The organism is Cupriavidus sp. GW821-FHT02F09, assembly GCF_059421605.1.
Genome location: NZ_JBWKVH010000007.1, coordinates 250545 through 275159, shown reverse-complemented (window position 1 = coordinate 275159; position 24615 = coordinate 250545). Strand labels below are relative to the sequence as shown.

At 63.8% G+C, this 24615-nt stretch carries 20 protein-coding genes and 1 tRNA gene; 11 read left to right on the top strand and 10 right to left on the bottom strand.

Annotated features, from left to right (window positions below; genetic code table 11):
* Window positions 1-779: 779 nt before the first annotated feature.
* Entirely contained in the window at window positions 780-1262 is a 483-nt protein-coding gene (locus tag AC07XB_RS11570; protein ID WP_492829144.1) for a plasmid fertility inhibition factor family protein, read from the bottom strand.
* Window positions 1263-2968: 1706 nt separating this feature from the next.
* On the opposite strand from AC07XB_RS11570, the gene AC07XB_RS11565 reads away from it, so the two are divergent.
* Window positions 2969-4513: a methyl-accepting chemotaxis protein gene (locus tag AC07XB_RS11565; RefSeq protein WP_492374584.1), complete on the top strand. Its 1545-nt coding sequence runs from the start codon at window positions 2969-2971 to the stop codon at window positions 4511-4513.
* Window positions 4514-4901: 388 nt separating this feature from the next.
* On the top strand, window positions 4902-6140 hold the full coding sequence (locus AC07XB_RS11560) for a cation:proton antiporter domain-containing protein (protein ID WP_492374583.1): 1239 nt from the start codon (window positions 4902-4904) through the stop codon (window positions 6138-6140).
* A 27-nt stretch (window positions 6141-6167) separates the two neighbouring features.
* Here the strand turns inward: AC07XB_RS11560 and AC07XB_RS11555 are convergent, their stop codons facing one another.
* Window positions 6168-7073, bottom strand: coding sequence for a LysR family transcriptional regulator (locus AC07XB_RS11555; RefSeq protein ID WP_492829147.1), 906 nt, complete (start codon window positions 7071-7073; stop codon window positions 6168-6170).
* A 124-nt stretch (window positions 7074-7197) separates the two neighbouring features.
* On the opposite strand from AC07XB_RS11555, the gene AC07XB_RS11550 reads away from it, so the two are divergent.
* On the top strand, window positions 7198-8301 hold the full coding sequence (locus AC07XB_RS11550; RefSeq protein WP_492374581.1) for a YeiH family protein: 1104 nt from the start codon (window positions 7198-7200) through the stop codon (window positions 8299-8301).
* 50 nt (window positions 8302-8351) lie between these two features.
* Here AC07XB_RS11550 and AC07XB_RS11545 read toward each other — a convergent pair.
* Window positions 8352-8438 (bottom strand) — tRNA-Leu (locus AC07XB_RS11545).
* A gap of 208 nt (window positions 8439-8646) precedes the next feature.
* Here AC07XB_RS11545 and AC07XB_RS11540 point away from each other — a divergent pair.
* From AC07XB_RS11540 to AC07XB_RS11530, 3 genes are all read left to right on the top strand, one after another.
* A complete protein-coding gene (locus AC07XB_RS11540) occupies window positions 8647-8973 on the top strand; it encodes a hypothetical protein (RefSeq protein WP_492376824.1) in 327 nt (108 codons plus the stop codon).
* A 282-nt stretch (window positions 8974-9255) separates the two neighbouring features.
* Window positions 9256-9513 (top strand): hypothetical protein, encoded by a 258-nt coding sequence (locus AC07XB_RS11535; protein WP_492376823.1) that lies wholly within the window; start codon window positions 9256-9258, stop codon window positions 9511-9513.
* A 196-nt stretch (window positions 9514-9709) separates the two neighbouring features.
* Window positions 9710-10117, top strand: coding sequence for a heme-binding protein (locus tag AC07XB_RS11530; protein ID WP_006158644.1), 408 nt, complete (start codon window positions 9710-9712; stop codon window positions 10115-10117).
* A 248-nt stretch (window positions 10118-10365) separates the two neighbouring features.
* Here the strand turns inward: AC07XB_RS11530 and AC07XB_RS11525 are convergent, their stop codons facing one another.
* The 4 genes from AC07XB_RS11525 to AC07XB_RS11510 all read right to left on the bottom strand — a co-directional run bounded on the left by AC07XB_RS11525 (window position 10366) and on the right by AC07XB_RS11510 (window position 12782).
* Entirely contained in the window at window positions 10366-10698 is a 333-nt protein-coding gene (locus AC07XB_RS11525) for a hemin uptake protein HemP (protein WP_492376822.1), read from the bottom strand.
* A 217-nt stretch (window positions 10699-10915) separates the two neighbouring features.
* Window positions 10916-11329: an ExbD/TolR family protein gene (locus AC07XB_RS11520; protein ID WP_492809117.1), complete on the bottom strand. Its 414-nt coding sequence runs from the start codon at window positions 11327-11329 to the stop codon at window positions 10916-10918.
* Between the two features lie 29 nt (window positions 11330-11358).
* Window positions 11359-12096, bottom strand: a complete 738-nt coding sequence (locus AC07XB_RS11515) for a MotA/TolQ/ExbB proton channel family protein (protein ID WP_150983190.1) — start codon at window positions 12094-12096, stop codon at window positions 11359-11361.
* A 29-nt stretch (window positions 12097-12125) separates the two neighbouring features.
* A complete protein-coding gene (locus tag AC07XB_RS11510; RefSeq protein ID WP_150983191.1) occupies window positions 12126-12782 on the bottom strand; it encodes an energy transducer TonB in 657 nt (218 codons plus the stop codon).
* Window positions 12783-13230: 448 nt separating this feature from the next.
* On the opposite strand from AC07XB_RS11510, the gene AC07XB_RS11505 reads away from it, so the two are divergent.
* Window positions 13231-15531, top strand: coding sequence for an AAA family ATPase (locus AC07XB_RS11505; RefSeq protein WP_492376244.1), 2301 nt, complete (start codon window positions 13231-13233; stop codon window positions 15529-15531).
* Between the two features lie 21 nt (window positions 15532-15552).
* Here AC07XB_RS11505 and murI read toward each other — a convergent pair whose 3' ends face one another.
* Together murI and AC07XB_RS11495 are read right to left on the bottom strand one after the other, a co-directional pair.
* Entirely contained in the window at window positions 15553-16365 is an 813-nt protein-coding gene (murI, locus tag AC07XB_RS11500) for a glutamate racemase (RefSeq protein ID WP_492809120.1), read from the bottom strand.
* Window positions 16366-16461: 96 nt separating this feature from the next.
* Complete coding sequence (locus AC07XB_RS11495) at window positions 16462-17985, bottom strand: fumarate hydratase (protein WP_492829149.1); 1524 nt, start codon at window positions 17983-17985, stop codon at window positions 16462-16464.
* Window positions 17986-18270: 285 nt separating this feature from the next.
* Here AC07XB_RS11495 and AC07XB_RS11490 point away from each other — a divergent pair, with 285 nt between their 5' ends.
* The 3 genes from AC07XB_RS11490 (at window position 18271) to AC07XB_RS11480 (ending at window position 21180) form a co-directional block, all read left to right on the top strand.
* Window positions 18271-19083, top strand: coding sequence for a hypothetical protein (locus AC07XB_RS11490; RefSeq protein WP_492829151.1), 813 nt, complete (start codon window positions 18271-18273; stop codon window positions 19081-19083).
* Window positions 19084-19165: 82 nt separating this feature from the next.
* Entirely contained in the window at window positions 19166-19918 is a 753-nt protein-coding gene (locus tag AC07XB_RS11485; protein ID WP_492829153.1) for a response regulator, read from the top strand.
* On the top strand, window positions 19915-21180 hold the full coding sequence (locus tag AC07XB_RS11480) for a sensor histidine kinase (protein ID WP_492829155.1): 1266 nt from the start codon (window positions 19915-19917) through the stop codon (window positions 21178-21180). The genes AC07XB_RS11485 and AC07XB_RS11480 overlap by 4 nt, the downstream gene beginning before the upstream one ends.
* 81 nt (window positions 21181-21261) lie before the next feature.
* Here AC07XB_RS11480 and AC07XB_RS11475 read toward each other — a convergent pair whose 3' ends face one another.
* Window positions 21262-22197 (bottom strand): DMT family transporter, encoded by a 936-nt coding sequence (locus AC07XB_RS11475; protein WP_492376238.1) that lies wholly within the window; start codon window positions 22195-22197, stop codon window positions 21262-21264.
* Between the two features lie 356 nt (window positions 22198-22553).
* On the opposite strand from AC07XB_RS11475, the gene acs reads away from it, so the two are divergent.
* Window positions 22554-24536 carry an acetate--CoA ligase gene (gene acs, locus AC07XB_RS11470; RefSeq protein ID WP_492829157.1) on the top strand — a complete coding sequence of 661 codons (1983 nt, stop codon included), beginning with the start codon at window positions 22554-22556 and terminating at the stop codon, window positions 24534-24536.
* Window positions 24537-24615 lie beyond the last annotated feature (79 nt).

Sequence of the window (24615 nt, the reverse complement as noted above, 5' to 3'; positions counted from 1 at the left end):
CCCCACTTATCGATAGGTGGGGACCTATTGTGCTTATCGGTGCTTCAGTGTCTAGACGGTCATGACCGGGTGCTTACGCTAAATGGCTATGAGATGTCGAGGCACCGACCTACTATCTAATGCATGCTGCGGCGCGGCAATTCGTCCTGTTCGCGGCCACTTGGGGGCGCCGATATGCCATCTTTCGCTCGGAACGGCATATCGTGCATTCAGAATCACTCTATTAGATTCGCCGCTAGTGATGAAACATGTCTTCTTTCACCAGGCAGGACACCCGGAACAGCCGTGGCATGGGGCGCGCTACTACTGGGTGATAGGTGGGGTCCTGGTTGCCTGCGGGCTCGCATACGCCATTTTGGTAACGCTTTGACGAGCCTGTGAGAGTGAGCTGCGCTTTGCTCTCAGGGCTATGCAAATGGGAATAGGGCGCGAGTCGGCCGTATGATTGCCACCCCAGCGACGTTGAAGTTGTAGCTGTGACCACGCCACTCAAAGGACAAGTAGTGCGGTGCCCAAGTCAAGGCTATTAGTTGCCGCACCTCGACACCCTCGACGACGAGGCCTCCCGGGGCGATGGTAATGCTCCCACAATCGAGCTGCAACGTGGCAGCACCTCGGGTAAGGCGGCTCTCTTCGAGTAGGAGTGTTCCCGGAAAGTGTGTTGTCATGGTGAGGCAACTTGCCAAAATTAATCGCGAGCGCGTGCCTGAATCTTGTATTTCGAGGTTACCTCATCTGCTCCCGCGGTGATGGAAGACAAAAACGCACGCGTGGACTAATCAAGGGCTGCAATAGCGTTCGAGCAAGTCTGCCTCAGTCTCATGCACCTCGACTGGAAAGCACGTAGCACCAGCAAATGCCAGGTAGCGCGCGCGATGTTGACCGTTCCGAAAGGAAGCCACGCCTTCCATGCCAATGCCAATCAACCCTAGCAGCTTGTGGCGGCTCTGGATCCCAAAGGTGACATATGGCATTTCGGGGATCCTTGGTTGCCTCGGATCAAGAAAGTCGCGGATGCCACGGACCTTTCCCGGGTGCCAATACTGTACAGATGGCAGTACGTAGTCACCGGTATCGCGATCGGCACATTTGAGCAATTTTTCAGCATCGACCACAACAATCCTGTGGCGGGAGTCGGCAGAAACGAACCCACGTCTTAAACGCGCGAATGCATATGGCTCGTGGTGGCGAAGAGGGACGATCCAAACGTTGTCGTCGCCACAATGCACCTGATCAACGTCCGGCACCTGATTCACTTCCACGTCACCCCCAGCAATTTTTTGCAAAAACGAAGAATTATGCCGACGGGATATGACAAAAGCTGCGGTGCGCTCCCTTGCATCCGCAATGCTCGGCTGATGACCTAACGGTCGGGGCGTGCCGCGGTTGACTAGGGGGAGGGGTTCCGGAAAAAGGTAACCAGGGTAACCACCCCTCAAAAATAGCGCTAAGTAATTGATTTGTAAGGGTCGGCTTGGTTACCTATCAAAGGTGACTTGAGGTAACCAAAAAGGTAACCTGTTCGTAAGTAATTGATTTTATTGATAGTTTTAAAGAGGGGAAGTTACTCTATAGAAAGGTAACCGGTTACCTCTTGGTTACCCCGAAGTTACCTTTTTTCTGAAACCCGGATTCCCTTGTCTGGTAAGGCTCTCCGGGCGATTCCGATAGCACGGTTACCTTGGCTACCTTTTTCCCGACCCCCCCGCCGACTGTAGCGTGGTCCCTCGGCTATACTGTGTTTTTATACAGTGGTCGTGTCAAACGGTTGCATGAGATCCCGGCACACACACCAAACCTCGTGGGCGCAGGACGTGGTCGACGGAAAGCTCGACGCGCCGGCTCGCCCTGGCCAGCCTGGGCACAACTTCCCGGCGCCGCTGACAGCCGCGGAGCTGCGTGCCATTTACGGGCGAAACCGGACGCCGGAAGTTCGAGCCCTGCTGTGGGGATAGCGCGCCTGCGGACGCGGCTGCGCCGGGCCGATCAACTCCGGTCGTGCATCGTGAGGGAGGATCCGATCGCTCGGCAGCTGCTGCCGCACGTCCTGGAGACGCTGAGGCGCGAACTGGAGGGTGAACCATGCCTGCAGCAAGACGAGCCATGTGGCAGGCACGCGATGATCGATGAGGAGATTTTCAGCGTCGGCCAGTCGGTGGGAGGTACTGAGCGCACTAGGCGAAGGAAGTAAGGCGGGCTCTGCCGAGTCGATGGACGCCGAATTGGCGCCGCACTTGGTGCCTGGCTTGAGCCCGCATCTTCTTGAAAATCGTTGTGGCTCGCGCGCACTGCCCGAGGAGGGAGGGCAAGGGAGTGTCTGTGTTCGGGCCAATGAGACCCACCCGGCCATGGGTGGTGTGCCGCGGGGATAGCTTTCGCCATGCGGAGACCGTGCCGCGTGGGCAATAGGATTGGAGGGGCTTGTTTCTGGGAATTGGTGAAAGCGATTCTAATCTAAGTGGTTGATCTAATTGGGAAAAGCCGATGCCTGCAAAGCCGTGTACGCCGGTTCGATTCCGACCCCCGCCTCCAGTATTCAAGCACTTAGCGCTACCCTAACCGGTGGCGCTTTTTGCTTTCTGGCGATCCGATCGCTGGCGCCATCCGCACCGGCAATTCCCTCTTCCTTTCCCCTCCTTCTTCCCCCTCTTTTTTCCCCTCAAATTTCCGCTAGATTGCGCGTCTCGGCTCTTTTTTGTCGTTTATCCTCTCCGATTTTTAGGACAAGTCCTAATATCGTCGCTTATTTTTGTTGTATTTCCCAATTCTGCTTCAGCTATTCCAGTGGCTGCCGTAAAGGCGGATGTGAGGGTCGTCCAAAAGACGGCTCACCGGATTCCGAGATTGTTGCAAGCGCGCTTCCAAAACAGACTGCTTGACCCCGTTCCCGTTGCTCACGGGCGTCATTTCATCGTCCACCTTTCTTGGAGAATCGGTGCCGCCCTCTCGCGCGCGCCGACATTGCGTCATGAACATCACCCAACGCCTCTTAGCTACCTTGTCGCTGGCCTTGCTGGCCCTGCTTGCCGTCGGAGTCGGCGGCCTCTGGCAGCTTCGCGAGTCGCAGGAGCGTTTTACCTACTTCAATGACAACACGCTCATCAGCGTTCGCACGCTGAGCGACCTGCGGGATACCGTCAGCACCATGCGCGTGTCGCTCTACCGCTATGCCTTGTCGCCGGAGGCGAGCAGCCGCGCCGAAGCCACGAAGGCGTTGGCGGAGGCGGATGCGGTTTTCGACAGCACGGTCGCGACCTACGAGCGCAGCGATATTTCCGACGAGACAGACCGCCAGATGCTGGAGGCGGACCGCGCCGCGGCGAGGCAATATCGCGCGGAGCGGGAGCGCTTCCTGGAGCGCTTCGCCGCCAACGACGATGAAGGTGCGCGTGGCATGCTGATGGGGGGCTCGCTCTTTGTCGCGGCCTCGGCGCTGCGCACCGCCATCAACAAGCACGTGGCGTATAACGCGGGTCTGGGCGAGCAGGTGGTGGTGAGCAACGGCAAGGCATACGGACTGGCCTTGACGGTCTTCTCGGCGATCATTGCCTGCGGCTTTCTGGTTACCGGTACGCTTGGCTATTCGCTCTACCGCCACATCCACAACAGCCTTGCCGAGATTGAGCAGACCCTGCGCTATGTGAGCGAGTCGCTCGACCTCAATCGCCGCGCTTCGGTGCGCCATGAGGATGAGATCGGGCGCACGGCGATTGCTTTCAACCAGTTGATAGAGCGCGTGGCGTCGGCACTGCATGAAGTCCGCTCGTCGACCGACTCGGTCAGTACGGCCGCCCACCAGATTGCGGCGGGCAACGCGGATCTGTCCACGCGTACCGAGCAGCAGGCGGCATCGCTGGAGCAGTCTGCCGCCAGCATGGAAGAATTGACCACGACCGTGCGCCAGAATGCCGACAATGCGCGCCAGGCCAGCAGCCTGGCGGACAATGCCGCCGAGGTGGCGGAGCAAGGCAGCACGGCCGTGCAGCAGATGGTGGAAACCATGGGTGCAATCAGCACCAGTTCCACCCGCATTGCTGAAATCACCACGCTGATCGAGGGCATCGCCTTCCAGACCAATATCCTCGCGCTCAATGCGGCGGTCGAGGCGGCGCGCGCCGGCGAGCAGGGCCGCGGCTTTGCGGTTGTGGCTGGCGAGGTACGCAGCCTGGCCCAGCGTTCGTCCAGCGCGGCGAAGGAAATCAAGGATTTGATCGACACCTCGGTGGACACGGTTCGCCAGGGCTCGACGCAGGCCGAGGGTGCGGGCAAGACCATGAGCGAGATTCGCCAGGCCGTGCGGCGCGTCTCCGACATCATCGGGGAGATTGCCGCGGCGTCGAGCGAGCAGAGCACCGGGATCGAGCAGATCAACCAGGCCGTCGGGCAGATGGACCAGGTCACGCAGCAGAACGCAGCTTTGGTGGAGCAGGCGGCAGCGGCTGCGCAATCGCTGGAAGAGCAGGCCGACAAGCTGCGCGATACCGTGGCGACGTTCCAGTTGGCCGGGCGGTAGGACTTCAGGGCGGCGGGATGGCAGGGGGGGGCGGCGCACTTGCGCGGGGATGGGGGGCACATCCTGCCCCGATTCCGCGCTTTGCCATTGTGGTGATCGTGTTACATTCCATGTTGTAGTCTTCACGGGGCGTTCAGGGGATATCCGACCTGAACAGCGTGCCATCGTCGTCCGCTTGGACTCATGCCGCGCTTTTCGCCTCCAGGCTGCCGTAAAACTCCCGTTCCCGTTTTCCCTCAATCAGTGCGGTACCTCTCGGCCTGTGCCCGGCGTTCAACGCCGCAGCGCGGCCCAGAGGTCGCTTTGTGGTCCCCGCCATACGGCCGCTGGGGGCGGGCGGGTTGTCCAGTCACCGCCGCCATGGCCAAGCACGAGGAACCCAGAACGCATGCATCACGCTACCCCGCTCATCAGCACCATCGTCGGCGGTCTCGTCCTGGCGTTTATATTGGGCGCGCTGGCCAACCGGCTAAAGCTCCCGCCGCTGATCGGATACTTGTGCGCGGGCATCGTGGTTGGCCCGTATACGCCGGGCTACACCGCGGACCAGGCGCTGGCGCCGGAACTGGCGGAACTTGGCGTGATTCTGCTGATGTTCGGGGTTGGCTTGCATTTCTCGCTCAAAGACCTGATGGCGGTGAAAACGATCGCCATTCCCGGGGCGGTGGTACAGATCGGCATTGCCACCTTGCTCGGGATGGGCGCGGCCTGGGGCTTTGGCTGGGAATGGGGGCCAGGCCTGGTCTTCGGGCTGGCGCTTTCGGTGGCTAGCACCGTGGTATTGCTCAAAGCTTTGCAGGAGCGCGAGCTGGTGGAGTCGCCGCAGGGCCGGATCGCGGTGGGCTGGCTGATCGTGGAAGACCTGGCCATGGTGCTGACGCTGGTGCTGCTGCCGGCGCTGGCGGGCCTGCTCACGCCGTCCGCAGATGCCACGGCGTCAGGCGCGGCCGCACCGGACTCCGGCGACATCGTGTTCGCCGTGTTCGCTACCCTGGGCAAGGTGGCTGCCTTCGTCGCGGTGATGCTGGTGATCGGCCGTCGCTTTATTCCCTGGATGCTGGAGCGCATCGTCTGGACCGGGAGCCGTGAACTCTTCCGTCTGGCGGTGTTGGCAACGGCGCTCGGCGTGGCCTTTGGCGCGTACTCGCTGTTTGGCGTGTCGTTTGCGCTCGGTGCATTCTTTGCAGGCATGGTGCTGGCGGAGTCGGAATTCAGTCACCGCGCGGCAGAGGAGTCGCTGCCCCTGCGCGATGCGTTTGCAGTGCTGTTCTTTGTTTCGGTCGGCATGCTGTTCAACCCCATGGTGCTGATCAACGACCCCTGGGGCGTGCTGGCCACGCTGTTCATCATCGTGGTGGGCAAATCGCTCGCTGCGCTTTGCATCGTTCGGGTGTTCGGGCATTCCACCCGTACCGGCATGACCATCGCGGTCAGCCTGGCCCAGATCGGCGAGTTCTCCTTTATCCTCGCGGGCCTCGGTGTCTATCTGAAGATCCTGCCTGAGCGGGGCCACGCCCTGATCCTGGCAGGCGCGCTGCTGTCCATCGTGCTGAACCCGCTGCTGTTCCACCTGCTCGATCGCTATACCGCCAAGCATGCAGGCGAAGCGGATCCCCACCCCGCGTGAGCGCGGGCATGCAGCGGCTTGCGCAGCTCACTGGCTGGTCGCCGCGGCATCGCGGCGAAGATACTCCGTAAAGGCCAGCAGGCCTTGCGTAGGGTACTTGTCCTGGTGAACCACGAGGTGCAGCGGCCTCACCACGTCGGGCAGGCCATTGCGCAGCGCCACCAGTGTGCCGCGTTGCAATTCGTCTTCCACCACCTGCAGCGACAGGCAACTCACTCCATAGCCGCTCATCACGGCACGCTTGATCGCTTCGGAGTTGCCCAGCTCCAGCGCAAAGCGCAACTCGCCCAGCAGTGGTGCCAGCCGCTGTTCGATGATCTCGCGCGTGCCCGAGCCGGGTTCGCGCACGACCCAGTCGGCGTCGCGCAAGGCAGCCAGATTGCCAGGGTAGCTTGCGAGCGGGTGTGACGGGCTGACCACTACCACCATCACATCGTCCCGCCAGTGGGCGCTGCGCAGGTCGCGCTCGTGGCATGTGCCCTCGATCAGCCCGATGTCCGCCTCGAAATGCAGCAACGCCTGCAGGACCTCGCGCGTGTTGCCAATGCGCATGTCGAGCGCGCAGGGCCCGCTCTGTGCATGTCGAAAACCCGCGAGCAGACCCGGCAGGATATAGCTGCCGATGGTGTTGCTGGCGGCAATGCGCAGTTGCACCCCGGGTTGCACGGTGAAGCGCTCGAGTTCCTGTGCCTGGTCCAGCAGCGACAGTGCGCGCGGGAAAAACAGCCGGCCGGTCTCATTGATGCTCAGGCGGCGCGCGACCCGGTCAAAGAGGGCGCCGCCCAGCGCGGCCTCCAGATCCGCCAGCGCGGCGCTGACCGCGGATTGCGACATGGCCAGCGCATCGGCCGCAGCCACGGTGCTGCCGTGCTGGGCCACCGCGACGAACACGGAGAGTTGGCGCAGGGTCAGGCGTAGCGGGCGATGGGTCATATCTGTAAAGCAGGTAATGTATAGCGATATTACCTGTTTTACAGATTTCTGCCTGCTAAGTACGCTTCGGACATATTCAATATGCGCCCCGAAGCCCTCCGGCGTTACGGGCAGGACCCCCGCCATGTCTTCCATTCAATCGTCCGCAGTTGCCAATCTCGGCACCGAACCGCCTTCGTGGCCGACCCGGGTCTTGACGCTGGTGCCGCTGGGTTTCATCGCCTGGCTGGCCATGGTGTTCTCGGCCAACCCGGCGGTCTCTCACCTCGGCATGAGCGCGCTGACGCTGGCCATGTTCGCCGGCATGGTGGCGGGCAATACGCTGCCGCAACGCTGGCTCACCCCGCTTGCGCCGGGCATGCAGCTGGCACGCCAGCAACTGCTGCGCCTCGGCGTGGCGTTGTATGGCCTGCGCCTCACCTTCGGCGCTATCGCCGACCTGGGCTTGGCAGGCGTGCTGGTGCCGCTGGCCATGCTGGTCTCGACCATGTTGCTGGGGATCTGGATCGGTTCTTCGCTGCTGGGACTAAGCCGCCGTGAAGCCATCCTCGTTAGCGCGGGCAGCGCCGTATGTGGCGCCGCGGCGGCCATCGCGGTGGCTTCGGTGGTGCGCACCGACGACCGCCAGACGGCCGTGGCCGTGGCCACGGTGGTGCTGTTCGGCACGGCTGGCATGCTGCTGTATCCCTATCTGTTTGAGCTGGCCACCCAGCACTGGCACCTTGCCATCAGCGAGCGCACGTTTGGCATCTACACTGGCGCCACGCTGCACGAGGTGGCACAGGTTATCGCCTCGGGCAAGATGGTCAGCGATGCCACCGCGGATGCCGCCGTGGTGACCAAGATGGTGCGCGTGTTGGCGCTGGGTCCGCTGTTGCTGGTGCTGGCGTTGTGGCCGAAGGCCGGCATCGGGCTGGAGGAAGACGGCAAAGGCGAGAAGGCGGCAGGCGGGCGTCCGTGGGGTGCCATCCTGAAGGCGATCCCGTGGTTTGCGGTGGGTTTCGTGGCGGTGATGGCCGTGCATTCGGCGGGCCTTGTGCCCCAGGGCTGGAAGCCTGCCCTGCTGGCCTTCGATAACTGGCTGCTTGCCTGCGCGATGCTGGCAATTGGCTTGCACACCCGCATCGGCACCTTGCTGCGCGCCGGGCGCAAGCCCCTGGTGCTGGCCGGCCTGCTGTTTGTGTTCCTGGTGTGCGGTGGCGCGCTGTTGTGCGCGGCGGTGGCCTGAGCGCGCAAAGCCGGGACAGGGGGAGGGCGGAAGCTGGGGAGGGTGGATGCTGGTGCGGCCGACGGGGGTCGAACCCGTAAGCCCGTAAAGGCGGCAGATTTTAAGTCTGCTGAGTCTACCAATTTCTCCACGGCCGCACGGCAAGCCCGATATTGTGGTCGGTTGGGCGCGGTGATGCAAGCTTCGCGCGGGATTTGTACCGTGGGCAGCCAGGCGGGCGGCAGCAACGTGTTTATGCGTCGGTTGTTACGCTTGGTAACAATGTAACGTTCTCGGTTTCACCTGCAAATTTCCAGGAACCTACAATACCTCTTATCGAATAACGCATTGCAAGAGGCAAGGATCATGAAACGTTGGTGGCTCGCAGGACTCGCTTTGCTTGGGGCGCTGGCATCCGGTGCGGCAATGGCCCATGTGAGCGTTGGCGTGGCGATTGGGGTGCCTGGCGTTGTGGTCGGCGGCCCGGCGTACTATCCGCCGCCAGCCTACATTGCCGCGCCGCCCGTGGTCATGGCGCCTGCCCCTGTCTACTATGGTCCGCCGCCGGTCATCGTGCGGCCGGCGCCGGTCTACTACGGTCCGGGGCCGGCCTATTACGGCCCGCGTTACTACGGCCGCGGCTACTATGGGCGGGGCTACTATGGCCCGGGACATGGACGCCACTGGCGATAAGCATGAACGACCTGCCTCGTGCAGGCTGGTAAAAGGGGCCCTGCGGGGCCCTTTCGTTTTTCACGCACAGCCCTGGGAGGCAAACTGTAGGCGGCAATCCGGACAAGGTTCCATTGTTATTGGTAGGGTCAAAAAATTTGAAGAGACAGGTCAAACCGGCTCTCATATCCTTATTAGGGTTTCCACCTATACTGCTGCTGTGACGCCGTGATGACAAGATTCCGCAATGCTTCATCATCCAGCGCCCCTCCAGCACGACCTAATTCCCAAGAGGATCCGCCCATGAAGATCAAAAACAGCCTGGTGGCGATCGCAGCCCTGACCGCCCTCTCCGCCCTCTCCGCCTCCGCCTTCGCAGCCGGTATTGCCAAGGCAGACCCTTACACCGATGGCGCCAAGATCGGCAAGGTTGATCCCTACACCGATGGTGCCAAGCTTGGCAAGGTTGACCCGTACACCGACGGCGCACGCAAGGTGGATCCCTACACCGACGGCGCCAAGGTTGGCGATCGCCGCGACCAGTTCAGCGACGGAGCCTGAGTTTGCCGGACACAAGCCTGTGGCCCTGAGGGCTTCGGCTGTCCGCATCCAGCAACGCCGTGAATCATCGAAAGGCCCGCCTCGAGCGGGTCTTTTGCTTTTTGCGGGCAGGTGCCAGGACGGTGGCGGCATGGTCATGCCAAGGGCCGTGGCGCTATACTTCCGGCTCACTGAAATGATCTTCGAGGAGAGTGGTATGCAGCAAAAAACCGTGCTGACGGCAGATGATGTGAAGAAGGTACTGGCCGCAGCCGAGCTGGAAGCCAAGAATCACCAATGGGCGGTTTCGATTGCCATCGTGGACGACGGTGGTCACCTGCTGGCATTGCAACGCCTGGACGGCGCCGCACCGATCTCGAGCTACATCGCGACCGAAAAGGCACGCACGTCGTCGCTGGGCCGTCGCGAGTCCAAGGTTTACGAAGACATGATCAACAACGGCCGTCACTCTTTCATGACCGCGCCGGTGTTGCAAGGCATGCTGGAAGGTGGTGTGCCTATCGTGGTCAATGACCAGGTAGTGGGTGCAGTTGGCGTGTCGGGCGTGAAATCGACCGAAGACGCACAGATCGCGCGCGCGGGCATTGCCGCCCTGGGCGTCTGATACTCGCCTGCAAACAGAGGCGGTCGTGGTGCCGGCAGTGAGCGTGGCTCACTGCCCACGCACCTCCTGCCGACTGCGGAGCAAATCGCTTGTGCTCCCGGATGCTGAAGCCTGTCGACGGGCTTTGGCATCGGGCTGCCGGTTCCGGTAGCCCTTCTTGCATCGAAATCCCGTACAGCGTTACATGGTTGCCACAATGGTTTCCCACGGCATGGCTTGTGCTGGCGCGTGCGCGCGCCTGGGCACGGTCACTTCGTCAGGATCAGCTTGCCATAGCGCGTGATGCGCAGCGTGTAGACCTCGCCGTTATGCAGGATCGGCAGCAGGTTGGCGCCACGCATCAACGAATCCAGGGGCACGGCATCCCCTGCGGGCGCAGCTGGGAGGCTGTCGCGCACCAGCGCTTCGAGCCGTGCGGGCAGGGCAGCTACAGCAGATTTCATCGATTCGATCGCCGCGCTGGCGGGGCTTTCGCGCCGCGCCTGCGCAGCCTTGTTGGAATTGACTTCGACCCGGCGCAGGGAAAGGCGGCGACGGGTGACTTCATGCGGTTGCGACAGCGGCAGGGTCAGGGTGCTCATGGGCGGGCTCCGGTCCGGTGGTCTGTGGCGGCTGCGCGAGACTGCGAGCGGTCACGACCGGGTTCAAGTTGGCTCAATCTTAAATGAGAATCGTTATCATTACAATAGAGATTTTTAATCGTGCAGGACGGGCCAGCGCAAGCAAAAAGGGCACTCCTTTGAGCGCCCTTTTTGTCGATGCTACGTTGCCGGCCCAAAGAGCACGGCACGAACAACACTAGTGCTTGGGTTCCGTGATGAACCCGATCTTGCCCAACCCGCCGTGCTGCGCGGCTGCCATGACTTCCGCCACACGCTCATAGCGCACGTCGCGATCGGCCCGCAGATGCAGCTCAGGCTGCGGCTGCTGCTGCGCGGCCTGGGCTATGTTGGCTTCGAGCGTGGGCTCGTCCACCTCAGCCTGGTTCCAGAAGACCTTGCCGCTGGCGTCGATCGACAGGTTGATGTTCTGTGGCTTGGGATCGTTGGGCGTGTTGGTTGCACGCGGAAGGTCGATCTTGACCGTGTGGTTGATCACGGGAATGGTGATGATGAAGATGATCAGCAGCACCAGCATGACGTCGACCAGCGGCGTCATGTTGATTTCGCTCATTACTTCGTTATCGTCCGAGTCGAGGGTGCCGAATGCCATGATGACTTCCTTGTTGCCTTGCTGCGGCCTTACTGATTCTTGACTGCGAGGCGCACACCGTTGTCATCGGTGGCACGCGCGCTGGCGCTGGTCGGGCGCACACGGGCGCCGGTGACGAAGTAGGCGTGCAGGTCGTGGGCGAAGCGGTTGAGTTTCGAGATCACGCCCTTGTTGCCGCGGGTCAGCGCGTTGTAGCCCAGCACCGCGGGGATCGCAACGGCCAGGCCGAAGGCGGTCATGATCAGTGCCTCGCCCACCGGGCCTGCCACCTTGTCGATGGTCGGCACGCCGGAGGCGCCGATGTTGATCAGCGCGTGATAGATGCCCCACACGGTGCCGAACAGGCCAACGAACGGCGCTGTGGAACCGACGGACGCCAGCACGGCCAGGCCCGATTGCATGCGTGCAACGGCCTCGTCGATGGCGCTCTTGAGCGAGCGGGTGATCCAGTCCGAGATGTCCATCACGTCGTGCAGCTGCGGCTGGCTGGCGCGATGGTGCTGCGCGGCTTCCTTGCCGGTCATGGCCAGCGTGCGAAACGGGTTGGCTTCGCTGCTGCCGAGGGTTTCGAGAGCGTGGTCGAAATCGTCGGAGTGCCAGAACTGCTTTTCAGCGCCATGCGCCATCTTCTTCAGCCGGAAGAGATCCCACGCCTTCGTGAGAATCACGATCCACGAAGCCAGCGACATGATGAGCAGAATGATGGCGGTGGCACGCATGACGAAATCGCCTTGCGTCCAGAGGTGAGAAAGTCCGAGGTCCTGCATGTTGGTTCCTGGTGAGGTCGGTATTGAAATCAGTTGAGTTCGAACCCGATCGGCTGCTGGGCGGTAACCGCCACGGCACGACCGTTGTCCAGATAGGGCTTGCAGCGCATGCGTCGCACCGCCTCCTCGGCGGCCTGGTCCAGCCTCGAGGATCCGCTCGAGGTCACGACTGCGGTCTTGACCACCTTGCCGGTATCGTCTGTAGTCAGACGCACCACGGCCTTGCCGGTTTCACCCATGCGGCGCGATTGCGACGGATAGGTGGGTTGCGGCGGGCTGCACTGGATCTCGCCAATGCCGACCGCGCGTGGCGCTGCCGACACCGGAGCGGCCGGCTCGGGGGCGGGGGCGGGCGGTGCCGGCGGGGCAGGTGGCGCGGGCGGTGCTTCCACGGCATTGGGCGTGGGTGGCAGCGATGCCACCGGCGTCGGCGTGGGGCGCGGTTGCGGCGGTGCAGGCTTGGGTGTAGTGACCTTCACCTGCTTGGGCGGGGTTTCCGGTTTGGGCTTTGGCGTCTCGACGGCGGGCTTTTGGGGTGGCTCGAGCGGGATGATGCGGGCGACGACTTCTGGCGAGATCACGGCCTCCGTGATCTTGCGTCCCAGCCCGCTCTGGATCAGGTAAAGCAGGCCGACGTGGAACAGCAGGACGGCAAGCGTGATCTTGAAAAAACGTTGATCGAACATGAGAAAACAGCAGATGTCGGCGAATTGGCGCGGCGCCGGCTTTATTAGCGATAGGGCCTATTTGCGATAGAACAGGATCAGCGAGATGCCACAACCGACCAGCAAGCTAAGCAGCAATTCCATGATAAACGCTCCTTCAACAGTGATGCCGGTGGGAGCGCCGCTCTTGAGGCAGCGTGTCAGGTCGTCAGTATAAACGATAATGATTCTTATTTGGTGGCATTTTGTGCAATGCGTTGATTCGCTGCCGCGCAGCCGTCTTTATACGCCGATTTGGCGATACCTTCCCGCGGCTGCGACAAAATGCGCGCTCTCGCACGGCACAGGGTTGCCGGCAATGCCCGATCTGCCACAAAGCGCGCTAGCATAGGAAAAAGACGAGCCATTCGATCCATTCGAGCATTTCGCCGCGCTGGCCGCGGCGCCCCCCGTGCGAGAGGACCAGGCCATGGATTTCACCCGTTTCGCCGAAGACGACCGCTCGACCCTCCTGCGTGCTGCGACCGGCTCGCCATGCACCTCCGCGCTCGACTGGATGTGCGCCCAGTTCGCCCTGCGGGTCGTGTGCTCGCTGGGGCCCAGATTCAACCTGCGCAGCAATATCAACGACATCCTGACGGTCAGCGCACAGGAGATGGTGTGGCCGTACGGCGTGGTGTTGCGCGTCCAGCGCTTCCTTGCCGCGCGCTGCGCCGATATGCCGGCCTGGAAAGGTGCAGCGCGCCTCACGCCTGAAGAATTCCTGGAGCGGCACGGGCAATGGAACAGCGCGTTCGACGAGAGCGCGCTGTTCTACTACCTGGATGAGTACGTCAAGCATCACGCCAAGGATATGTTCGCCGTGTTCGATGCGTCGGCGGCGGCGCTGGCAGCGCGGCTGGATGGCGAACGCGTGTTGCTGGTGCGTAACATCGACATGCTCAGCCATGTGCTGGATTTGCCCGAGCACGAGCGCAAGCTGTTGCTGTATGCGGCGCTCGCAAAATACAAGCGCGACCTGCGCGCGGTGATGGTGGACTGTAAGGTGGCGCACAGCCAGGAAGCCTTCCAGATCCTCGCCGGCTTGACCGGCGCAAGTCCGGCCGCGGTGGCGGTGTCGCTGCGGCCCGGCTCGCGTCTGGAGACGCTCAACCTGATCGAGCAGCCCCTGCCCGAGAACAGCGTGACCGATCTGGGCGACCTGATGCGCCTGTCGGACCGGCTGCTGCATGTCCTGCTTGGCAACTACGCGAACGAAGCCGAGATGATGGCGGTGTTCACGCGCCCGGCGGCAGCACCCACGCTTGGCACCGGCGACTATCCGCACGTCGAGACCGATGCGCGCTACCTGTCGGCGCTGCTGGCCAACGCCACGCAGCAGCATGCCTGCGGCGTCAACGTGTTGATCTACGGCCCACCCGGCACCGGCAAGACCGAGTTCGCGCGGCTGCTGGCGCGCGAGGCTGGCTGCGAGTTGTACGAAGTGGACTGCCTGGACCGCGACGGCAACAGCTTGTCAGGCAAGGATCGCTATCGCTCGCTGCAGGTGTCGCAGGCGTTCCTGCGTGGCCGCCCGCGCACGGCTCTGCTGTTCGACGAAGTCGAGGATGTGTTCCCGGGCAGCGCGCGCGAGCTCACCAGCCTGTTTGGCCAGGAGGACCCGCGCGGCTCGGTGAACGGCAAGGCCTGGGTCAACCAGACATTGGAGCAGAACCCGGTCCCGGTGATCTGGATCTCCAACTCGATTCGCCAGATCGACCCGGCCTATCTGCGCCGTTTCCAGTTCCACCTGGAGCTGAAGATCCCGCCCCCGCTGGTGCGCGAGAACATCATTCGCAAGCACCTGGGCACGCTGGACGTGAGCGACGCCTTTATCGCGTCGCTGGCCGCGCGCAAGACCTTGACACCGGCGCAGGTGCAATCGGCCGCGCGCTTCGTGCAACTGGCGGGCTCGGGCGTGGCCGAGCCGGTGGAGGCGCTGATCTTGCGGCAGCTTGACCATGCCGACCGCGCCATGGGCTTGCGCCCGGAAGTGGAAGGGCGCCCGGTGGTGACGCACTACCGCCTGGATTACCTGAACCTGGAGACGCGCTACGAGGTCGGCAAGATCGTGCAGGCGCTCAAGGCACGGCAGCGCGGCACCTTGTGTTTCTATGGTCCCCCGGGCACCGGCAAGACCGCGCTGGCCGAGCACATCGCGGCCGCGCTCGAGCAGCCGCTGATGATCCGGCGCGCCTCCGACCTGATGAGCAAGTACGTGGGGGAAACCGAGCAGCAGATCGCGGCGATGTTCGCGCGCGCGGAGGAAGACGGTGCCATCCTGCTGCTCGACGAAGCCGACAGCTTCATGCAAAGCCGGCAGAACGCCGTGCGCAATTATGAGGTGTCCGAGGTCAACGAGATGCTTCAGGGCATGGAGCGCTTCAACGGCATCTTCGTTTGCACCACCAACCTGTTCGAGCGGATCGACGAGGCGGCGCTGCGCCGCTTCTCGTTCAAGATCCGTTTCCTGCCGCTCAAGCCCGAGCAACGCACGGCGATGTTTGTCGAGGAAGCGCTGGATGCCGATCCGCAGCGCATGGACGCAACCATGCGCGAGGAGCTGGCGAAGATGGATTGCCTGACGCCGGGCGACTTCGCCACGGTCAAGCGTCAGTGCGTGCTGCTCGGCGAGACGCTGACGCCAGACGAGTTCCTGGCACAGTTGCGCCAGGAACATGCGGTCAAGCCGGATGTGCGGCAGCGCCGCCCGCTGGGGTTCCTGCAATGACCTGAAGCGGGAGCCGGTGCCTCAGTCGAATGCGGGCGCCGGCTCGATCACGAGGGTTTCCGCGGGCGCGTCCACATGCAGCAGCGCCGCGGCCATGGCGCGCAGGTGGGCGGCATCCTTGGTCGACGTGTAGCGGTCGTTGGGCACCGCGTCGGCGTTTGCAGCCATGTCGTGCTCGGCCAGCTTGCGCCGAAGTTGCCGCGCGATCGCGTCACCGGTATCGACCAGCGTCAAACGGTCGCCCACCAGTTCACGCACGGTGTCCGACAGGAAGGGGTAATGGGTGCAGCCAAGTACCAGCGTATCGGCGCCGGCCTCGAGCATGGGCGACAGGTAGGTGGTGAGTTTCTCGCGCACGGCCGGGCCATCCACATCGCCTTGCTCGATCAGCGGCACCAGCCCGACGCCAGCCTCGCAGAGGAAGCGGCTCTCGCCTTCCAGGGAGGCAAGCAGCCGGCCGAACTTTGCGCTCTTCAATGTGTTACCCGTGGCCAGCACGCCAACTACTTTGCTGCGGCTGGCGGCGGCGGCGGGTTTCAGGCCGGGCTCGACGCCGATGATCGGCAGCGCCAGCTTTTCGCGCAGCGTTTGCACCGCATGCATGGTCGCCGTGTTGCAGGCGATCACCAGGGCCTTGCAGCCCTGCGCCACCAGCCATTCGCAAACCTGCAGCGTGCGCGCCTCGACAAAATGCTCGGGCTTCTCGCCATAGGGCGCGTACTTCGAGTCGGCTACGTAGATCAGCGATTCCTGCGGGAGCAGGGCACGGATTTCGCGCAACACGGACAGGCCGCCGAGGCCGGAATCAAAGATGCCGATGGGTGCGTTGTTCACGGGAGGGTTCGAGGCAATCAAGAGGTTAGGTAGCAAAAAGCCGGGTCGGAAGACCCGGCTTTTGCAGACAGCTGCGCTGTCACGGCGTGGCTCGCGTTACAGCGCAGCGACCGGGATCTTGCCGATCTTGGCTTGCCATTCGGCGGGGCCGGTCTTGTGCACGGAGGTGCCTTCGCTGTCCACGGCCACCGTCACGGGCATGTCCTTGACGTCGAACTCGTAGATGGCTTCCATGCCCAGGTCTTCGAAGCCGACCACCTTGGCGTGCCGGATAGCCTTGGCCACCAGGTAGGCCGCGCCGCCGACTGCCATCAGGTAGGCAGACTTGTGCTTCTTGATGGCCTCGATCGCCACCGGGCCGCGCTCGGCCTTGCCGATCATCGAGATCAGGCCGGTTTCGGCCAGCATCATCTCGGTGAACTTGTCCATGCGGGTAGCGGTGGTGGGACCTGCCGGGCCGACGGCCTCGTCGCGCACCGGATCGACCGGGCCCACGTAGTAGATCACGCGGTTGGTGAAGTCCACTGGCAGCTTCTCGCCCTTGGCCAGCATGTCGGCGATGCGCTTGTGCGCGGCGTCGCGGCCGGTCAGCATCTTGCCGTTGAGCAGCAGGGTCTGGCCCGGCTTCCACGAGGCGACTTCTGCCGGCGTCAGCGTGTTCAGGTCGACGCGCTTGGAAGTCTCGGTGTTCGGTGCCCACTCGACCTTCGGCCAGGCCGACAGGTCAGGCGCTTCGAGCTTGGCCGGGCCGCTGCCGTCCAGCGTGAAGTGCACATGGCGGGTGGCCGCGCAGTTCGGGATCATCGCGACCGGCTTGGAGGCAGCGTGGGTGGGGTAGCCCATGATCTTGACGTCCAGCACGGTAGCCAGGCCGCCCAGGCCTTGCGCGCCGATGCCAAGCGCATTGACCTTCTCGTACAGCTCGACGCGCATTTCCTCGATCCAGTCCTGCGGGCCGCGAGCGATCACGTCCTGGATGTCGATCGGGTCCATCAGCGATTCCTTGGCCATGACCATGGCCTTCTCGGCGGTGCCGCCGATGCCGATGCCCAGCATGCCCGGCGGGCACCAGCCCGCGCCCATGGTCGGCACGGTCTTGAGCACCCAGTCGACGATGGAGTCGGACGGGTTGAGCATGACGAACTTCGACTTGTTCTCCGAGCCGCCGCCCTTGGCCGCCACCTGGATGTCCACGGCATTGCCCGGCACCACTTCGTAGTGGATCACGGCAGGGGTGTTGTCCTTGGTGTTCTTGCGGCCGCCTTCGGGCGGGCTCACGATGGACGCGCGCAGCACGTTGTCCGGGTTGGTGTAGCCGCGGCGCACGCCTTCGTTGATCATGTCCGACAGGCCCATGGTGGCGCCATCCCAGCGCACATCCATGCCGACCTTGACGAAGATCGTCACGATGCCGGTGTCCTGGCAGATCGGGCGCTTGCCTTCAGCGCACATGCGGCTGTTGGTCAGGATCTGCGCGATCGCATCCTTGGCCGCGGGACTCTGCTCCAGCTCATAGGCACGGCCCAGGCTGGTGATGTAGTCCATCGGGTGGTAATAGCTGATGTATTGCAGGGAGTCGGCGACGCTCTGGATGAGGTCTTCTTGTTTGATGACAGTCATTTTTGTGGGGAGGACAGTCGAGGGGAAATTCAGCCCGAAATCATACACCTAGCGAGGGGGAGGTGCCTGACTGCATGCGGTTGTCGACAGGGCCGCAGGTGCGCTTCGCTGCTCACGGCCGGCCGATGCGCGCTTCCTGCCGCGAAGTTCTTCGCCTGCCTGCGACGCTTGCCTTACAGGGCCTTACGGGCGGGTGAAAAGGCCCCGATTCCGTTTTCTCCTTGGCGCATGTTCACGGTGGGCCGGCGGTTATCTTGGCATCTCCTCAATAACGGAGATGTGACCATGACCTTGAGCGCAATTGGCAGCAACACGTCGCTGTCCAGCCTCTTTCAGACGCAGTACACCGGCAAAAGCTGCGGTAGCCAGGATGCGTCCAGTGGCAGCGACACCAGCAACTCGGCCAGCAATCCGGCCGATGCGCTGATGCAGGCACTTCAGCAAACACTGGCGCAGTTGGGCATCACGACCTCGTCGTCCAGCACTGACAGTTCGACGACCGCGGCGTCCGCCTCGTCTGCCACTTCCGCCACCTCTGCCAGCACCGCTTCGGGCGCCGCCGCCAGCAGCAGCACCACCGCGTCCAGCGCAACGGACAGCGCCGATGCGTCCGGCAACGCGGTGCAGGCGTTCGTCGGCGCGCTGTTCCAGGCACTTGCCGCCCAGGCTGCCGGCACCACCGCGAGCCAGGGCACGAGCGCTGCTACCACCGCTACCACCGCCGCCAGCACGACCGACAGCACCGTAGCCAGCGCGACCGGCACCGATGCTGCGCAGACGACCCAATCGCCGGCTGGCGCAACCGGCCATCACCACCATCATCACCACTACCAGAGCGTCAGCGCGGACCTGTCCAGCCTGGCGCAAGAAGCTGGCGCCAGCAGCACTTCATCGAGTGGTGCCAGTTCGGATAGCGCCAGCAACCCGGCCTCAGCAACGCTCGCGACCCTCGAGACGGATTTTTCCGCGCTTCAGCAATCCGGTAGCTCGGGATCGACGGTATCCTTGCAGTCGTTCCTGCAGACGCTCTCGGCCAACCTGAGCAGCGGCAACGGTACGATGAGCACCGTCGGCAACTTCGTTACCACGCAGGCATAAAGAACCACCCGCAAGGGGGTGCTGCTGTTCCCGGCACGCCCTGCGCATGCTGCCCCGGCAGCGTGCGCGCGCCATCACATTCATGACTCCTCACGTGCTTCTCGTCGACGACGACCCTGTCGCCTGTGACCTGCTGTCACGCATCCTGCTATCCAGCGGCATGACGGTGTCAGTGCTGCATGACGGCTACGATTTGTCGCGTCGCCTCACGCAAGAGAGGCCATCGGTGGTGCTGCTCGATATCATGATGCCGCGCAAGGATGGGCTGAGCGCGTTGCAGGAAGTGCGCGCTGCCGGTGACGATGTGCCCATGATTTTCCTGTCGGCGCGTGGCGAGGCCGCCGACCGTGCCGCGGGCCTGGAGCTTGGCGCCGACGATTACCTGCCCAAGCCATTTTGCTCGCGCGAATTGCTGGCGCGGATCCACGCGGTGCTGCGCCGCCGCCCGCAGGCCCCGGGGAGCGCGCCGGAGCAGCGTCACTCTTACAGTTTTGGCCCGTTCGACGTCGATTTTTCCGCCCGCATCTTGACCCGCGACGGCGAGCGCCTGCCTTTGCGCGATACCGAATTCGCCATGCTCAAGGTCTTCACCGGCCACCCGATGAAGGTGCTTTCGCGCGCCCGGCTGCACGACCGTCTCTATGGCTCCGACATGCATTTCCGCGACCGCAGCCTGGATGTGCCGGTCTGGCGTTTGCGCCGCGTGATCGAGGAGGATCCATCCGTGCCTCGTTACATCCAGACCGTGCGGGGCCGCGGCTACGTCTTCGTCCCCGGGCTCGACGCGTTCTGCGCCGACGAAGCCGACGACCTCGACGAAGCGCCGGACGCATGAAGAATCCGTTCAATACGCTGTTTGGGCGCATGGCGGTGCTATCCGTCTCCGTGCTCGTCATTGTCCATCTGGGCTGGACCGCGCTGATGTTTCACCTGCGCCCGCATGGTCAGGCGGACGGCATGGCACGGGGCATCGTGCTGGCGCTGGGCACGCTCGACGGGAGGCCGGGTGCCGGCGCGCAGCGCAAGCCAGGCGCCGCCATCCGGCTTGCCGCCCTTGGCACCGAGCCCGCCGCCGGCCCGTTGCCAGAGCATGGACCCTTGCGCCATCTGCTGCGTGACCTTCGGCAAGGGCTTCCAGCAGGGGCGGAGCTGCGTGTGGACCAGGCATGGCCGCCGCACCTGTGGGCGCGCCTTCCCGGGCAGTCCCGCTGGGCGGTCATGGCGCTGGACATGCGGCCGCCGCCATTGCCGCCGTTCGTCTTTGAAACCACGGGCATGCTGGTCGCGGCGATCCTGCTGTCCCTGTTCGTGGCATGGCAGATGCAGCGCCCGATCGCCCGCGTGGCCGGTGCCGCGCGCGAGCTTGGCAATGGCGGGAGCGCGGCGCTGATTCCGGTGACGGGCCCGTCCGAGTTGCGCTATCTGGCCGAGTCCTTCAACGACATGATGCGCAGGCAGGCGGAGAGCCGCGAGAACCAGGCGGTCATGCTCGCCGGCGTGGCGCACGACCTGAAGTCGCCGCTGACCCGGCTGCGCCTGCGTGCCGACGTGCTCGCGGACACCGCTGAGCGCGGTGGCTTTGTGCAGGACATCGACTCGATCACGCATATCGTCAACCAGTTCCTGGAGTACGCGAACGAGAGTCCCGATCCCGGTGCGGCCATCGAAGTCGATGCCTTTCTGCGCCAGCAGTTTTCCGGCGCGTTGTTTCAGTTGCGCGTGGACGCCGGGCCGCGGTTCTTGTTGCCACGCACGCTGGTGGACCGGATGGTCACCAACCTGGTGGACAACGCGCTGGAGTACGGCATGCCGCCGATCCAGATCGAGACCCGGCTGGACGGCGAGCACTGGCATATCGTGATACGCGACCATGGCGAGGGCATGCCGGATGCGCAGGTCGAGGTGGCGATGCGTCCATTCGTGCGGCTAGACACCTCGCGTGGCGGCGACGGCCATTGTGGCCTTGGGCTGGCGATCGTCAGCCGCCTGGTGGAACGCATGGGGGGCAAATGCCTCGCTCGCAATGCGCCCGGGGGCGGTTTCCAGGTCTGCCTCGTGCTGCCCGCGCCGCAACCGCCAGAGCATCTGGTGGCATGAAGCGCTGGCTGCCGGCGAAAAAATCCGCGGCCTTGGCTGCGGTTCTGTGATGCCGGCGTTGGGCCGAAGCCCCTCAATGGGCTAGCCCTTGCCTGTCCTGCTGGCGCGCCAGGCGCGGCGGGCCAGCGGTCCGGGCCAGCTCGCCAGTGCGATGCCGGCCAGCACACAGGCGAGCGCCACGCCGTGCGGCCAGCCCGGCGTCTCCCCGAGGAAGACGATGCCGTAGGTGGCGGCCGCGATCGGCAGCACCGCAGTGAACACGCCCGCCATCTGTGCCGGCACATGGCGCACGCCTTTCATCCACAGCCAGAACGAGAAGATGCTGGCCGACAGCGCATACCAGAGCACCATCCACCATATGCTCGCCGGAACCGATGCCATGTCGAAATGCAGCAGCGGCATCAGGCCCAGTGGCAGCATCAGCAGCCCGCCGATCAAGTGCGTGTAGGCGCAGATCTCGATGGCCGCCAGGGTTTGCGCCAGGCGCCGCGAGAGGATCACGTAGATCGATTCGCAGACCACCGCGCCCATGATCATCAGGTTGCCGAGCAGCGCATGCTCGCTGCCGACGTCGGCAGCGCTGCCGCCGCCGTGGTCTGTGCCCCGCGCCACGTTCAGCACCGCAATGCCCGCCACCGCTAGCAAGACCGAGAACACGGTGCGCCGCGATAGCCGCTCGCGCAGGATCAGCCATGAGAGCAGGGCCACGGTCGCCGGGATGGTGCTGGTGATCACGCCTGCGGCCATGGCGCTGGTCAGCCGCACGCCGCCCAGCATTAGCAGCGTGAACAGGAACGTGCCGAAAAAGGCTTGCAGGAAGAGGTTGAGCCATTCGCCGCGCGAGACGGCGCGCATGCGCGCGGGGCGGTACCAGGGCGCCAGGCACACGATGGCGATGGCGAAGCGCAGCAGCGCGAACAGCAGGATGGGTACGTAAGCGACGATGGCCTTGCCCAGCCCGACATTGCTGCCGACGAGGGCCATTGAGGCAATCAGGAAGAGGGCGTGGATGGGCACGGGGTTCTGGGTGGCGGCGCTGTTTGATCGGGATCTGGCCGGCTTCTGGCCTGGTTCTGGCACGGTACTGGCCGGTGGCTAGCGCAGGCGCGTTGCGCTGAGCATGTCTGCCAGCGAAGGTCCGCAATGCCGCAGCGCCGCGTTCGGGATAGGGCTCGCGGCATTATAGCTGTGCTAGCCTAATGGAGAAGGCTGCACATCCTTACCCGTGTCCGGCCGTTATCCATGGTGCGCCGCAGCAGCCGGCGCACGGGTGGCGGCATGCGAGCGGGTTGGGTTTGGCAGCGTCAGGTTTAAGTAAGCCGTCGAGCGTAAGTTCGCAGCCAGGCAGCCACGCTATATCAGGAGACAAACAAATGTCCGCCATCGAGTCCGTGATGCAGGAGCATCGCATTTTCAATCCCCCGGCGTCGTTCGCCAAGCAAGCCGCGATCCCCAGCATGGAGGCTTACCAGGCTTTGTGCGACGAGGCTGAGCGCGACTACGAGGGTTTCTGGGCGCGCCACGCCCGCGAGCAACTGCACTGGACCAAGCCCTTCACCAAGGTGCTGGACGAGAGCAATGCGCCGTTTTACAAGTGGTTCGAGGACGGCGAGCTCAATGCTTCCTTTAACTGCCTGGATCGCAACCTGGACAACGGCAATGCCGAGAAGGTGGCCATTGTCTTCGAGGCTGACGACGGCACCGTTACCAAGGTCACCTATCGCCAGTTGCATGCCAAAGTGTGCCAGTTTGCCAACGGCCTCAAGGCGCTGGGCATCAGGAAGGGCGACCGCGTCGTCATCTACATGCCCATGTCCGTCGAGGGCGTCGTAGCCATGCAAGCCTGCGCGCGCCTTGGCGCCACGCACTCGGTGGTGTTCGGCGGCTTCTCCGCCAAGTCGCTGCAAGAGCGGCTGGTCGACGTGGGCGCGGTGGCGCTGATCACCGCCGACGAGCAGATGCGCGGCGGCAAGGCGCTGCCACTCAAGGCCATCGCCGATGAAGCGCTGGCGCTGGGTGGCTGCGAAGCCGTGAAGAGCGTGATCGTGTACCGCCGCACGGGCGGCAAGGTCAACTGGGCCGAAGGCCGCGACCGCTGGATGGACGATGTCGCCGCCGGCCAGCCGCAGACCTGCGAGCCCGAGCCCGTCAGCGCCGAGCATCCGCTATTTGTGCTCTACACCTCTGGCTCAACCGGCAAGCCCAAGGGCGTGCAGCACAGCACCGGCGGCTACCTGCTGTGGGCGCTGATGACGATGAAATGGAGCTTCGACATCAAGCCCGGCGACATGTTCTGGTGTACCGCCGATATCGGCTGGGTCACCGGGCACACCTACATCGCCTACGGCCCGCTGGCCGCCGGCGCCACGCAGGTGGTGTTCGAAGGGGTGCCCACTTATCCCAACGCCGGCCGCTTCTGGGACATGATCGCGCGCCACAAGGTCAGCATCTTCTACACCGCGCCGACTGCGATCCGCTCGCTGATCAAGGCGGCCGAGGCCGACGAGAAGATCCATCCCAAGCAATACGACCTGTCCAGCCTGCGCCTGCTGGGCACGGTGGGCGAGCCCATCAACCCCGAAGCGTGGATGTGGTACTACCAGAATATCGGCGGCGAGCGCTGCCCGGTGGTCGACACCTTCTGGCAGACCGAGACCGGCGGCCACATGATCACGCCGCTGCCGGGCGCTACGCCGCTGGTGCCGGGCTCGTGCACCTTGCCGCTGCCGGGCATCATCGCGGCCATCGTCGACGAGACGGGGCAGGACGTGCCGAACGGCAGCGGTGGCATCCTGGTGGTCAAGCGGCCCTGGCCTTCAATGATCCGCACCATCTGGGGCGACCCGGAGCGCTTCAAGAAGAGCTACTTCCCGGAAGAACTCGGCGGCAAGCTGTACCTTGCAGGCGACGGCTCGATCCGTGACAAGGAGACCGGCTACTTCACCATCATGGGCCGTATCGACGACGTGCTCAACGTCTCGGGCCACCGCATGGGCACGATGGAAATCGAGTCCGCGCTGGTCTCCAACCCGATGGTGGCGGAAGCCGCCGTGGTGGGCCGCCCGGACGACATGACCGGCGAGGCCATCTGCGCCTTCGTGGTGCTCAAGCGCTCCCGCCCGAACGAGGAAGAAGCCAAACAGATCGCCGCGGAGCTGCGCAACTGGGTGGGCAAGGAGATCGGCCCGATCGCCAAGCCCCGCGACATCCGCTTTGGCGACAACCTGCCCAAGACGCGTTCCGGCAAGATCATGCGGCGCCTGTTGCGCTCGCTGGCCAAGAACGAAGAGATCACCCAGGACACGTCCACCCTGGAAAACCCCGCCATCCTGGAGCAGTTGAAGCAGGCACAATAACGCGATAACGAGACAACGCGGTCATCCGCCCCTGCCGGCACGCCCTGCGCGTGCCGGCAGGTTGCTTGCTCGCCCAACC